The sequence below is a fragment of the Streptomyces sp. NPDC048751 genome, assembly GCF_043198595.1.
Taxonomy (GTDB): Bacteria; Actinomycetota; Actinomycetes; order Streptomycetales; family Streptomycetaceae; genus Streptomyces.
On sequence record NZ_JBICUX010000001.1, the window covers coordinates 849,871 to 863,153 of the forward strand.

Genomic DNA, 13,283 nt, shown 5'->3' on the forward strand with positions numbered 1-13,283 from the left:
GTCATTCGATGAGAGTGCTGTTCACGAGCCTGCCCGGTATCGGCCACCTGTTTCCCATGGTGCCGCTCGCCTGGGCGCTACAGGCGGCCGGGCACACCGTGCTGGTCGCCACCGACCGTGAGTTTCTCCCGGTGGTGACCGGAGCCGGACTGCCTGCCGCGGCCGTGCGGGACCCTGTTGACCCGGTCGAGCTGTTCAAACCGATCGGCCTGTCCGGCCTGTCCGACCTGTCTGGCCTGTCCGGCGGTCCGGTGAGCCCAGCTGAGAGGACCGGCCACCGGTGCGCCGAGATCGGTGTCCGAGCGCTGCCCGCCGTCCGTGCACTCGTCGACGCGTGGCACCCGGACCTGGTGATTGCCGAACCCATGGAGCTGGCCGGGCCTGCCGCGGCGACGATCGCCGGCGTGCCCTGGGTGCGGCACTCCTACGGCCTGATCCCGCCGGAGCGACTGCTGAGCGCCGCGGCCGCGGCCCTGGACTCAGAACCGGCAGGACTCGGGCTGTCCCCGTGGGCAGAGCCGGCCAGGACGATCGACGTGTGCCCCGACAGCCTCCAGCCTTCGGATGCGGTGGCGACCATGCCCATGCGGTATGTGCCCTACAACGGCCCGGCCGTCGTGCCCGACTGGCTACTGGGCGGGCCGTCGCCACGGCCCCGGGTATGCCTGACCTTGGGCACGTCCCTGCCTCGGCGCAATCCGCGGGTCGCACCGCTGTGGCGGCTGCTGCTGGACGAACTGGTGGCGCTGGGCCAAGAGGTGGTCATCGCCATCGACGAGAGCCACCGGTCGCTGCTGGGTCACTTGCCCGGCGGCGTGCGTGCCGCGAGGATCCCGCTGTGTGACTTGCTGCCGACCTGCACCGCGATCGTGCACCACGGTGGCTCCGGGAGCACCATGGCGGCGGCGGCGTTCGGCGTGCCGCAACTGGTCATCCCGCACTTCGCCGACCACTTCGCCAATGCGGAGCGGATCACCGCGGTCGGCGCGGGGACGAGCCTGCCGCACGACACCGATGACCTGGCGCGGATCACAGCAGCCTGCGCGCTGATCACCGAAGACGGCCCGCACCGGGCGATCTCGGCACAACTCGCCGAAGAGAACGCGAGCCGACCGAAACCGACCGAGGTGGCCCAGGACCTCGTGGCCCTGGTCCTCGAGCACAGCCAGGATGTCCTGCGACCGCAGCACGCGTCGCAGGGTTGACAGTAGTCAGAACTGCTGTGGATTTCGTGCTCGCACTGTCTTGCGACTCGTCTCCGCGGCAACACAATCGACGGGAACTACGCGACATGGTCACTGGACACACCGAGCTCGAGCACGTCCTTACTCGCCTGGAAACGCTGCTGAACAACATCTGGGACCAGCGGCCGGCGGGTGTGGCGGTGTCTGCCACCGCACCGCTGGTGAGCCTCGGGGTGGACTCGCTCACGCTCGCGCTGCTGCTCGACAATGTGGGCAGGGAATTCCACATCGACTGGACGGCCGGCAACCGTCTGGGCGGAGCAATCTCGCTACGTTCCATCGCGGATCTTGTCCTGCGACGGGACAGCGGCGGCGCCGCTGCCGAGGCATAGGGCGCGGCACATGCGGACATCGGGTACGTACATGGCCGGGATCGGAGTCTTCCGGCCCGAGACAAAAAGCGTCGATGCCGCAGTGCGGCAGGGGCTCGTCTCGAAGGAATCTGCTGACGCCTCTGGGATCACTGGCGTGTCCGTCGCCGGTGACGTCTCTCCTGCCGAAATCGCGTTGATCGCCGCGCACCGAGCCCTCAACAGCAGTGGACTGAGCGCCGATGACATCGGACTGCTGCTCCACACCGGGGTTTGGCACCAGGGACCCGACGGATGGGGGCCGCAGTACTATCTCCAGCGGCACCTGCTTGGTGACGATCTGCTCGCTGTGGAACTCAGGCATGGCTGCAACGGGACTTTCAGCGCACTGGAGTTGGCCGTCCCCTACGTGAAATGCGCACCTCATGGTGGCGGGGTGCTGATCACCTCCAGTGACAACTTCGGAACCCCGCTGATCGACAGATGGAACCCCGGCGAAGGGCTGGCCTACCTGGGTGACGGCGCGGGCGCGGTGGTGCTGGGCTCTTCCCCGGGGTTCGCGGAGCTGTTGTCCATATGCACCACCACCTTTTCCGGGATGGAGGAGGTCCACCGGGCCGGCGAGCCGCTCTTCCCGCCCGGCGCCACCACCGGTACCTTTCTGGACTACGGGGCCAGAGCCGCACGATTCCAGCAGAGGGCGACCGATGACGGCACTTGGGTACAGCTCCTCCTAGGCCACCAGAAGCACAATGTGGAGTGCGTGGACCAGGCGCTCCACGAGGCCGGTGTGGACGCCCGCGACATCAAGACCGTCGTGATCCACTCCATGCCGCGTCAGGCGGCCGCCTCCTACCTGAAGATCCTCGGTTTCTCGCTGGAACGCTCGACCTGGGAGTTCAGCCGGACAACCGGCCACCTCGGGGCCGGCGACCATCTCGCCGCCCTGTACCACCTGTTGTCCACGGGCGAGGTCGGCCCCGGCGACAACTTGCTGCTGTGCGGTTCCTCGCCTGGCGTCACGTACAAGGCGGCCGTCATCCGAATTCTCGATACCGCCGTCTTTCGGAACCAGGAGGCTCGGCCCGATGGACTTTGACCTCAGCCCACAGCAGCAACAGCGCGTCGACCACATTCGCGCAGGCGCCGGCAAGCTGCAGGCCACTGAACCCAACGGCATCGCTGGTAAGGACAGTTGGCTGGCCGCGGCCGAACTCGGCATGACTGGCCTGTGCCTGCCCACGGAACATGGCGGCGGCGGGCTCGGTGCTCTGGACACGGCGCTGTGCCTCGAAGCGTTCTGCGCCGGTGGCGCGGACACCGGCCTCGCCTTCGGGATCGCGGCACACCTGCTTGCCTGCGGTACCGTCCTGGCCGATCACGCGGGCGATCCGGTGCGGGCCGAGCTGCTACAGGGACTGGCCTCGGGAACCGTTATCGCGGCGAACGCGATGACGGAGGACGATGCGGGATCGGACCTGAGCAGACTCACCACGACAGCCGTGGCCGACAGTGACAGCTACGTCCTGAACGGAAAGAAATCCTTCGTCAGCAACGCCCCGCTGGCGGACGTCTTCATCACCTACGTGGCCACCGCACCGAGCGCCGGTTATCTGGGGATGTCGGCGTTCGCGGTCCCGCGAACCCTGCCCGGCCTGCGGGTCGATTCCCTGCTGGCCAAGATGGGGTTGAACGGCTGTGCCGCCGCGCAGGTCGAGTTCACTGACTGCAAGGTTCCTGGCCGCTATCTGTTGGGCGCCGAGAACCAGGGGAACAGCGTCTTCCAACGCTCCATGACCTGGGAACGCGCCTGTCTGCCCGCGATCTACCTGGGTGCGATGGAGGTTCAACTGGCCCAGTGCGTGGACCATGCCAAGAGCCGCAAGCAGTTCGGCCGCAGCATCGGGAACTTCCAGGCGATCTCCCACCGGCTCGCCACCATGAAACTGAGGCTGGAAACCAGCCGCCTGCTTCTGTACCGCGCGTGCTGGTACCTCGACCAAGGCCGGCCGGCCGTGGAGGCGGCCGCATTGGCCAAGACGGCAGTCGCCGAGGCCGCCGTAGCCAACGCGCTGGACGCGGTGCAGGTGTTCGGTGCGCGGGGGTATCTGGCAGCAGACGGAATCGGCCAGCAGCTGCAGAACGCCATACCGCTGAACATCTTCTCGGGGACGACGGAGATTCAACGGGAGGTTGTCGCGAAGAGCTTGGGGTTATGAGCGGTCGGTCGAGAACTGGTTTCAGCAAATGATCTCTGACGGCAGGACCAAAGCCTTTCGTGCCGTCAGGCGTTCCACATGACCAACCAACCTTTCCTACTGCACCCAGGAGCCGAAGCATGAGTGATCGGCGCGGCCTCCACGACCTGCTGTCCGCCTCCGCAGCTCGCACGCCCGACGCTCCCGCGGTTGTCGGACCCGCCGGTTCGACGAGCTACGGGGAACTCGACGAACGAGCGGACGCCCTGGCAGGCAGGCTGTCCGGCCATGGAATCGGGAAGGGGGATCGAGTGCTTATCTGGTCCCCGAAGTCCGCCAACGCGATCGCCGCCATGCAGGCGGTCCTGCGCCTCGGTGCGATCTACATCCCGGTCGACCCCCTCACTCCCCCCGAGCGGTTCGTGGTGATCGCGCGCGAGTCCGGGGCGCTCGCCCTGTGCGCTCCGCAGGACCTGTCCGCGCGGTTGCCAAGCCCGCTTCGCGACTGCCTCGCGTGTGTCGACCTCGACGCCGCGCCGGTGCCCGACGCTCTCCCGCGTACACGGGTGAACACGTGTGTTGAACCAGACGATCTCGCCTACATCCTCTACACCTCGGGTTCGACCGGGACGCCGAAGGGCGTCTGCATCAGCCACCGCAGCGCCCTGGCCTTCATCGATTGGGCCGTTGCGGAACTCGCCCCCGGCCCGCAGGACCGCTTTGCCAACCATTCGGGGCTCTCGTTCGACCTGTCCGTCCTCGACCTCTATGCCGCTTTCACCGTGGGGGCGGCCGTGTGTCTGGTACACGCCGAATTCGCGTACGCCCCGGAACGGCTGGTCGAGTTCCTGCACCGCGAGCGGATCAGCGTGTGGTATTCCGTGCCTTCCGCGCTGATTCTCATGCTGCGTGACGGCGGTCTGCTCGACCGGCCCGCGCCCGAGACGCTCCGCGCGCTGCTGTTCGCCGGCGAGCCGTTTCCGATCGTCCATCTCCGAGCCCTCGCCGCCTGGTCCGACGCCCGGCTACTCAATCTGTACGGACCTACCGAGACCAACGTGTGCACCTATCACGAGGTCCGTCCCGCGGACCTTGCCCGCGACCTGCCGGTCCCGATCGGTAGGCCGTGCAGCGGCGACCGGGTCTGGGCTCGCCGCGCCGACGGTTCGGAAGCTGACCCCGGTGAGGAGGGCGAGCTGGTCGTCAGCGGGCCGACAGTCTTTGCTGGTTACTGGGGCCGGCAGCCGCAGGAGGGCCCTTACGCGACCGGCGATCGAGTCAAGGTCCGGCCAGATGGTTCGTTCGATTACCTCGGGCGCCGCGACGGCATGGTGAAAATCCGCGGACACCGGATCGAACTCGGAGACGTCGTCGCGGCGCTGTACTCCCATCCGGGGGTCACCGAGGCCGCTGTCGTCGCGGTGGGCGAGGGGTTGGACCGGGTCCTGGCCGCGTTCGTGGTCCGAAGCCAGGGAAGCAGTTTCGGGAACGTCGCGCTGCGTCGACATCTGGCCGACAGACTCGCACCGCACATGATCCCCGGTGACATCCGCTTCGTCGACCGGCTGCCCCACAACGATCGAGGGAAGCTCGACCTCGCGGCTCTGCAGATACCACTCCACGGCGCACGGAAAGTTCAAGGGTGAGAAATGACAACCCAGACCCGAGAAGACATTTCGTCCGAGCTGCTCACCTTCATCCGTGAGAGCTTCCTGGCCGGGGATCCTGAGGGCGAGCTCGACGCGGATACCCCGTTGCTTGAGCTCGGAATACTCAACTCCCTGAACACTGCCATTCTGGTTGCGCACCTCGGGGAGGATTATGGCGTCCACGTGCCATTGATCGACGTCACCGCCACTACCTTCAAGTCCGTGCGCACCCTGAGTGAGCTTGTGCACGAGAGCCTGTCGCGAAAGTGAAGACCCTCGTCGTCGCCGACAAATAGTCTGGATGTTCAATTGAAATTAAACGCGGACATGTTCCTGCTACATGCGCCCAGCGTGTACGACTTCCGGGACCGTGACGACATCCTGTTCGCCTACCTGAGTGACAGCGACAGTGTCAACGTCACGTCCGTCTACGAGATGTACCCCATCGGCTGGTTCTCGATCAAGCAACAGCTGGCCGACCACGACTTCGACTGTCAAATCGTCAACATCGCCTCCTTGATGTTGACGCACCCGAATCTCGATGTCGAGCGACTGATCGGGCGGTTGGAAGCGCCGATATTCGGCTTCGACCTGCACTGGATGACCCAGTGCAACGGTGCAATCGAGCTGGCCAAGGTGGTGAAGCGGATTCATCCGGAGTCGCTGATCGTCTTCGGTGGCATCTCGGCCACCTACTTTGCCCAGGAACTCATCCGGTACCCGCAAGTGGACGTCGTTGTTAAGGGATACGACACGCTCGCCCCCATCACCCAGCTGGTCGAGGCTGTGGTCCGGGGTGGCCGAGACTTCAGCTCGATACCCAACCTCCTCTACAAGGGTGATGATCGGGTCGAGACCACGGGATTCAGCCACAAACCCACCACGGACTACAACAACGTCAGGAATGACTGGTCCTACTACCAGAACACGCCTGTGACGCCACTTTCCAGCAAGCTGATCATGACGCTGCCGAACACCGGGTGCGCCCACGACTGCGGCTGGTGCGGCGGCTCTCGCTTCGCCTATCGCAACATCATGGAGGTGGACAAGACCCTCGTACGAAAGGACAACGACCTGATCGTCGAGGAGCTCAAGACGATGGGGGAGGCGGCCAGACACACCTCCATCTACGCCCTCCAGTGCTACTCGGAAGGCAAGACGAGGATGCACGCATATCTCGACGCTGTGCGCGACCTCGGGTACCGGAGTGTCTTCTTCGAGCAGTTCAACCTGACGCCCGACGACACGCTGAAGAAGATGGGCACTTCCACGGACTCGTACATCATGCTTTCCCCCGAGTCGCACGATCCGAAGATCAGCAAGGCGGCCGGCCGCGGCACATACACGATGGCCGAGATGGAGGAATGGATTCCACGCGCGTTGGACGCCGGGGTCAAGGGCGTGATGATTTGGTTTTTCATCGGCATGCCATATCAGGACAGCCAGTCCGTGCGCGACACGGTTGCCTACTCGGAGCGCCTGATCAGCAAATTCGCGGGGTCGTCGGTCCTACCGCTCATCTGTCCCATGGTGCCCTTCCTGGACCCTGGCTGCCGATTCTTCGAGGAGCCCGACAAGTACGGCTACCGAATCCACCACCGTACGCTGGAGCAACATCGGCAGGCCATGGTCGAACCGCTCTGGTACCGTCGGCTGAACTATGAAACCGAGTGGCTGAGCCGACGCGACATTCAGGATGTCTCCTACGAGGCGATCGAGCGGCTGGTGAGCATCAAGGGCGAGCACGGTGTTTTGTCCAGCGTGTTCTGCGAAGCGGTGCTGAAGACAATTGATCAGACCAAGCGGCTCCTCGCGGAGATGGATCACGCTCTCTCCCTGGACGGCCGGCTTCCCGCAACCCTGCGGGACGAAATGCGCGCTTACAACCGCAAGATCCTCGCTTATTCCAGCGACCAGATCCTGCCGATACCCCGCCCCTTCGGCGGACGCTGGTTCGATGATGTCACGGTGCCGGAGGAGATGATCCGCGAGCTCTCGATGACCCCGTGACCCCACGGAGACAGCACACTTCTCAGCAGCAGGAAGGACCAACTGAACATGGCGAACCACGGACCGGTGGTGTATGGCCTGGGAGTGCCTGGCGCGCGCTTGCACTACGAGATCCAAGGAGCAGGTCCCCTGCTCGTTGTGGTCGGTTTACCCATGGGCTGCAAAGGGTTCGCGCCGATCTCGCGGCCGCTGGCCGAGCACTTCACGGTCGTGACCTTCGACCCCCGTGGGGTCCACAGCAGCCCTGCGGACGACCCGAACCAGGACGCAATCCCCGAGTTGATGGCCGACGACGTGCACCGGCTCATTTCGGCGCTCGACACCGGGCCGGCGTACTTGTTCGCCAGCAGCGGAGGCGGTGTGACCGCGCTCGCGCTGGCTGCCCAGCACCCTGAGCAGGTCAGGGTGCTGGTCGCCCACGAGCCCCCGTTGCTCGAGCTGTTGACCGACCGCGCAGAGTTGCGCGCCGCCATCGATGAGATATGCGACATGTACCGTGAGGACCGCCCCGCGGCGTTGCAGAAGTACCTCGCCCTGGCCGACATCCGCCTGCACCGGCCAACCCCGGAGCCGCCCGGACCGAATTCGTTCACCGCCCCGTGGGACGTGTGGACCATCCTCGACCGGCTCTTCCATTTCACCCTTCGCCCAACTACCCGCTACCGGCCTGACATCGACGCGCTGCGACCCATTGCCGACCGAATCGTCATCGCCGGCGGAGCCAAGGCCCAGGGGGCGCTCTTCCACCGCACCGCGGTCGCACTCGCCGATCAACTCGGCACCGAACTCGTCGACTTTCCCGGCGACCACACCGGCTTCCTGACCGATTCGGAGCCCTTCGCCCAGTTGCTGTTCGAGGTGTTCACGAAAGAGCGCTCGCATAACGGTTCTTAGAATCCGGAACCGACCGGCATCACGCCCACGGAATCCGCGCCGTCGACGCCATTCATCGCGCACTCATCGGTGACCCCCGGCTCTTTACCGCCGTCACAACCCGACGCCACCAGCGGCTCACCTCCTGAATGACGCTTGGCTGTGTGTACTTCCGTTCCGCGGAGGATCGCAAGTGGTCGCAGAACGCCGAAATGGCATGTAGGCTTATTTGAAGATTTTGCTCGCCGACGAGGGCGAAAAATTCCTGTCCTCGAAGCTGCGAACCTTCCACACCATCGCATCGGCGAGGCCCTCGGCGGGTGGGCCTTGTGGAAGAGAACTCCCTACCGCGGACCCCGCGACCCAGCCTGCATCCGCACGTCATGGCGCATCGGGACGGTCATCCCGCCAATCGTTGAGATCAGTTCACCGACGCAGCACCAGGGGGATCGAGATGAAGATTGAACCGATTACGGGATCCGAGGCCGAAGCCTTTCACCGGATGGGCTCCCGGGCGTTCGAAAGGTACAACGAGTTCGTGGACCTGCTGGTCGGCGCCGGCATCGCCGATGGCCAGACCGTGGTCGACCTGTGTTGTGGTTCGGGGGAGTTGGAGATCATCCTCACCTCCCGGTTCCCATCGCTGAACCTGGTCGGTGTCGACCTCTCGGAGGACATGGTCCGAATTGCACGGGAGTATGCCGCCGAGCAGGGCAAGAAGCTGGAATTCCGTCACGGGGACGCGCAGTCCCCGGCCGGCATGGAGGATCTGCTCGGGAAAGCGGATCTGGTGGTCTCGCGGCACGCGTTCCACCGGCTCACCCGTCTCCCGGCGGGGTTCGACACCATGTTGCGCCTGGTCAAGCCAGGGGGAGCCATCCTCAACGTCTCCTTCCTGCATCTCAGCGACTTCGACGAGCCCGGGTTCCGGACGTGGGTTCAGTTTCTGAAGGAGCGGCCTTGGGACCCGGAGATGCAGGTCGCCTGGGCGCTGGCTCACTACTACGCGCCCCGGCTCCAGGACTACCGCGACGCCCTGGCTCAGGCGGCCGGTGAGACGCCGGTGTCCGAGCAGAGAATTTGGGTCGATGACCGGGGCTACGGCGTTCCCACGGTCAAGTGCTTCGCCCGTCGGGCCGCCGCCTGAGCGGCGGTTCGGTCCTGCTGCTCAGCACGTTGGTGGAAGTTTTGCCCGTAACTCGCCCGAGTTGACGCCCGCCACGACGTCGAAGGCGTCACCGGGCTGCCGGGGCCGGCCGCACAGTGGCCGGCCCCGGCTGGGCACTCCCGCCACCAACGGATTCGTGTCCTGCTCGCCACGCCGAAGGCGTGGACCACCCGCTCGAGAAGATCGGCGTCCGGGAAGAACTCGAAGACGGCGGATACATAAAGAATTATGGCATCGAGTCGTCAGCTACGGATTCGTCGAACTCGCGGCGTAAGCGCGGTAGGTGGAAATTCCTGAGCCGAGGCATCTGGACCCGGCTGGTCGTGGCACCTATCGTAGGCAGGGTGACACACATACTCCAATCTCAGCCCGAAGAAATCCCCCAAGGCACAGGCAGCGACTCATCGCTGTATCTGGACCTCATGATCAAGGTGTTAGCCGGGACGGTGTATGAGGATCCCGCGCACCGGGAAAACTTCTCCCATCGCGATTCAACGTACCGGGAAGAGGTCCGCAACGAGGGACGCGACTGGCCGGCGAACGCGCACACGATGATCGGAATCAAACGCCTCGAAAACATTCGGCAATGTGTCGAGGACGTGATTGGCAACAATGTTCCCGGTGACCTCCTGGAAACTGGGGTGTGGCGTGGGGGAGCGTGCATCTTCATGCGGGGAATTCTGCGCGCCCACGACGTGCGCGACCGGACTGTCTGGGTCGCTGACTCCTTCCAGGGCATTCCTGACGTCGGTGAGGACGGCCATGCCGGCGACCGGAAGATGGCGCTGCATCGGCGAAATTCGGTGCTCGCGGTGTCCGAGGACGAGGTCCGGCGCAACTTCCGCAACTACGACCTGCTCGACGAGCAGGTCCGGTTCCTCCCCGGCTGGTTCAAGGACACGCTGCCCACCGCGCCGATCGACGCGCTCGCCGTACTGCGAATGGACGGGGACCTGTATGAATCCACCTGGGATACCCTGACCAACCTCTACCCGAAGGTGTCCGTCGGTGGCTACGTCATCGTGGACGACTACCTGATGTGCCCGCCGTGCAAAGACGCTGTGGATGAATACCGTGAGCGGTTCGACATCGCCGACGAACTGATCAGGATCGACCGCGACGGTGTCTACTGGCAGCGCACCAAGTAGTCCCACAGCGACTCGTCGCCTCGGGTATGTGGACCACCGGGGCGGAGGGCACAAGAACACTAATCGCGGATCCGGATCAGAATGCGGTGAACCGTAATGTGTACTCACTCAGAACATCGGTCCGTGCAGGGCTCTTCGGCCACGGGGGTCTTGCATCGAGTCCCTAACTCTCTCAGCTTCTACTATCAGCATCTGCTCGTGGCCAGTGAGCGGATCGATACCACCTGGGTCAGTACCGATTCCTGGTTCGAACCGAGCTGGCAACTTCCCAAACTCGGCCCCGAGCTGGACGAATTCTTTTCGGTCAGCGCAATTTCCGCCAGTGAACTTGGCGAATACCAAGGACGTCGCCTTCACTTCCTCAACCTGACCGAGAACCCGGGCACACACACCACGAAAACCTTCGGCTCCTCAGTGATCGTGGCCCGCGCGGTGCGGCATACCGAGCTGACCGGCGAACCGGTGCTGCTGGTGACCCCGTCGGCGGCCAACAAGGCGGTGGCGCTGCGCAACGCGGTGCTACGCGCCTACCAGGTCGGTCTGTCGGACCCGAGCAGGCTGCGCGTGGTCACCGTGGTGCCGGCCAGTTCACTGCCCAAACTGTGGGCCTCCGACCTCGATGCCGATCCGGCGCTGCACGCGGCCAACCCGATGGGCGTCTACTCCAGCCCCGAGCGTGAACATGTCAAGAAGATCACGACGGCCGCCGTCGGTGATCTGGCCGCCAACGATCCTGTCCTGCGTGGGTTTCGAGTCTGGTACACGCTGAACCCGAAGAACTACATGGTGGCCGACTTCATTCGGACACTGTTCGAGTACGAGTACTTCCCGCCTGTCGGCGAGCGGTGGCACACCCACGCTGTCTCCAGCGCCTACGGTTTTCTCGGACACGACCTGGGCCGGCAGATGGCGGCCGAGGACGGTGTCCGGTTCGACGTGCCGCAGCGCTACTTGCTGGTGCAGCATTTGGAGACGCCGGATCTTGTCAGCGCCGTTACCGGCGTTGACATCGAAACCGTGGTCCGGGACCTGTACCGGGCCACCGGTGACGGCTTGCTGACCAGGCCCTCGGACGCCGATCCCCGGTTGCCCGAGTACTGCTATTCAGCCAGCGAGCGCCTGGAACGGACCTTCTACACGCGCAACCCGCCGACGACGAAAGCGGTCCGGCAACTGGTGGCCGACCACGGTGGCAACGGGATCGTGGTTTCCCTGCCGGAGTGCGTCAACCGATATGCCTTCGTTCGAGATCTGTTGCGCGGCGCCGACTTCCACCGGCTGCCAGAGGACCCCCGCCAGCTGCGGGAGTGGGCCATGGTGATGTCCGCCGTCGGTTGCCTCAACGCGATCGACCGTGACTTGATCCCCGCCGGCGCCGACGTGGTCATCCATGGCTCGGGCGCGTATTCCGAAGGTGAGTTCAACCAGATCGATCGGAGTCGGCTGATCGAGGTGAACACCCCGGACGAGGTACGCGCGCTCATCAGCGGTGCGATCCAGGCGGACGGCGAGGGTGGTTGATGAGTACATCGGTTGCCAAGCCTGCTGAGGACGTGGCCGGTCGGCTCGCGCGGATCCTGACGACCGGTCGGTCTGGTCCATTCCTGGGCACCCCGTGCGGCGTGCTCGCCCAGCTGTACCGCGAGCTCGACGCCGCGTGCGGGATGCGGACCATCGCGCGGGAGGACTCCGCGGTCGCGGTCGCGGCCGGCGCGGCACTAGCCGGCCGGCAGCCGGTGGTCTTGATGCAGAACTCCGGGTTCGGCCAGTCGGTCAACGCCTTCGCGTCGTTGATCACGCCCTGCCGGCTCGACGTGGTCACGGTCATCAGCGTCCGGGGCATGGCCCCGGACAACACTGAGGAGAACAGCGCTATGGGCACGCTCACCCCGACGATCCTGGCCGGTCTGAATGCGGACGTCCGCTGGCTCGCCGACGGCGCCGACCTGACCGAGGCCACAGCCAACTGGCTCGCCACCAAGGTGGACGAACCGCGGTTCCTGCTCATCGCCCCCGGACTTTTCGGCTGGCGCCCGTGACGATCCGCACGATGACGCACTCGCCGCAGACCAAGGTGGCAGCCATCGCCGAGATCATCGGCGCGTCCGGGGACACGCCGATCGTGTTCACCACCGGCTATGCCTGCCGTATCGCCAACGACATCCAGGACAAGCCCGGGCACTTCTACATGGTCGGCTCCATGGGGCTGGCCGGCTGTGTCGCCGTGGGCGTCGCGGCCGGGCTGTCCCAACCGGTGATCGTCGTCGACGGGGACGGCGCGTTGGCGATGAATCCCGGCGCGCTGTTGCTGGCCGCCGAGTTCACCGCGTTGCCGCTGATCCACATCGTTTTGGATGACCGCGCGTACAGTTCCACAGGCGCCCAGCCCACCCCGCCGGTCGGGGATATCGAGTCCTGGGCGGCCTCGCTCGGCTATCTGGTGTTGTCCCCACCACCGGCCGACGGCGTCGGCTCCGTGGTGGCCGGCCTCCTCGCCGACGAGCTCACCCAACCACATCTGTTGCGCCTCCCGGTCGCGCCGGATGGGCAGAACGTCCCCGGCCGGATCGAGGGCCGCCTGGCCGGATACGCGGCTCGGTTCCGCACGCACTGCCGAGGCTTGCGGGCCAGGTCCGAACTGCCCGTCGTGTAAACGGTCGGCGACCGTCGAGAACGGAAGGT

At 65.2% G+C, this 13,283-nt stretch carries 13 protein-coding genes; all 13 read left to right on the forward strand.

Features of this window, described 5'->3' with window-relative positions:
- The first annotated feature begins 8 nt into the window (after window positions 1–8).
- Window positions 9–1,205 (forward strand): nucleotide disphospho-sugar-binding domain-containing protein, encoded by a 1,197-nt coding sequence (locus ACGFNV_RS03765; protein WP_393619086.1) that lies wholly within the window; start codon window positions 9–11, stop codon window positions 1,203–1,205.
- An 86-nt stretch (window positions 1,206–1,291) separates the two neighbouring features.
- Window positions 1,292–1,576 carry a phosphopantetheine-binding protein gene (locus ACGFNV_RS03770; protein WP_393619088.1) on the forward strand — a complete coding sequence of 95 codons (285 nt, stop codon included), beginning with the start codon at window positions 1,292–1,294 and terminating at the stop codon, window positions 1,574–1,576.
- A gap of 31 nt (window positions 1,577–1,607) precedes the next feature.
- Complete coding sequence (locus tag ACGFNV_RS03775) at window positions 1,608–2,654, forward strand: ketoacyl-ACP synthase III family protein (protein ID WP_393619089.1); 1,047 nt, start codon at window positions 1,608–1,610, stop codon at window positions 2,652–2,654.
- A complete protein-coding gene (locus ACGFNV_RS03780) occupies window positions 2,644–3,774 on the forward strand; it encodes an acyl-CoA dehydrogenase family protein (protein ID WP_393619091.1) in 1,131 nt (376 codons plus the stop codon). The genes ACGFNV_RS03775 and ACGFNV_RS03780 overlap by 11 nt, the downstream gene beginning before the upstream one ends.
- A 119-nt stretch (window positions 3,775–3,893) precedes the next feature.
- A complete protein-coding gene (locus tag ACGFNV_RS03785) occupies window positions 3,894–5,399 on the forward strand; it encodes an amino acid adenylation domain-containing protein (RefSeq protein ID WP_393619093.1) in 1,506 nt (501 codons plus the stop codon).
- 3 nt (window positions 5,400–5,402) lie between these two features.
- Window positions 5,403–5,672 carry an acyl carrier protein gene (locus ACGFNV_RS03790; RefSeq protein ID WP_393619094.1) on the forward strand — a complete coding sequence of 90 codons (270 nt, stop codon included), beginning with the start codon at window positions 5,403–5,405 and terminating at the stop codon, window positions 5,670–5,672.
- Window positions 5,673–5,753: 81 nt separating this feature from the next.
- Window positions 5,754–7,412: a cobalamin-dependent protein gene (locus tag ACGFNV_RS03795; protein WP_393619096.1), complete on the forward strand. Its 1,659-nt coding sequence runs from the start codon at window positions 5,754–5,756 to the stop codon at window positions 7,410–7,412.
- 48 nt (window positions 7,413–7,460) lie between these two features.
- A complete protein-coding gene (locus tag ACGFNV_RS03800; protein WP_393619098.1) occupies window positions 7,461–8,306 on the forward strand; it encodes an alpha/beta fold hydrolase in 846 nt (281 codons plus the stop codon).
- 433 nt (window positions 8,307–8,739) lie between these two features.
- Window positions 8,740–9,432, forward strand: a complete 693-nt coding sequence (locus ACGFNV_RS03805; RefSeq protein ID WP_393620007.1) for a class I SAM-dependent methyltransferase — start codon at window positions 8,740–8,742, stop codon at window positions 9,430–9,432.
- Window positions 9,433–9,875: 443 nt separating this feature from the next.
- Window positions 9,876–10,601 (forward strand): demethyldecarbamoylnovobiocin O-methyltransferase, encoded by a 726-nt coding sequence (gene novP, locus ACGFNV_RS03810; protein ID WP_393620009.1) that lies wholly within the window; start codon window positions 9,876–9,878, stop codon window positions 10,599–10,601.
- Between the two features lie 96 nt (window positions 10,602–10,697).
- Window positions 10,698–12,122: a DUF6002 family protein gene (locus ACGFNV_RS03815; protein ID WP_393619100.1), complete on the forward strand. Its 1,425-nt coding sequence runs from the start codon at window positions 10,698–10,700 to the stop codon at window positions 12,120–12,122.
- A complete protein-coding gene (locus ACGFNV_RS03820) occupies window positions 12,122–12,640 on the forward strand; it encodes a hypothetical protein (protein WP_393619102.1) in 519 nt (172 codons plus the stop codon). The genes ACGFNV_RS03815 and ACGFNV_RS03820 overlap by 1 nt, the downstream gene beginning before the upstream one ends.
- 11 nt (window positions 12,641–12,651) lie before the next feature.
- Window positions 12,652–13,254: a thiamine pyrophosphate-dependent enzyme gene (locus ACGFNV_RS03825; RefSeq protein WP_393619103.1), complete on the forward strand. Its 603-nt coding sequence runs from the start codon at window positions 12,652–12,654 to the stop codon at window positions 13,252–13,254.
- Window positions 13,255–13,283: the final 29 nt, after the last annotated feature.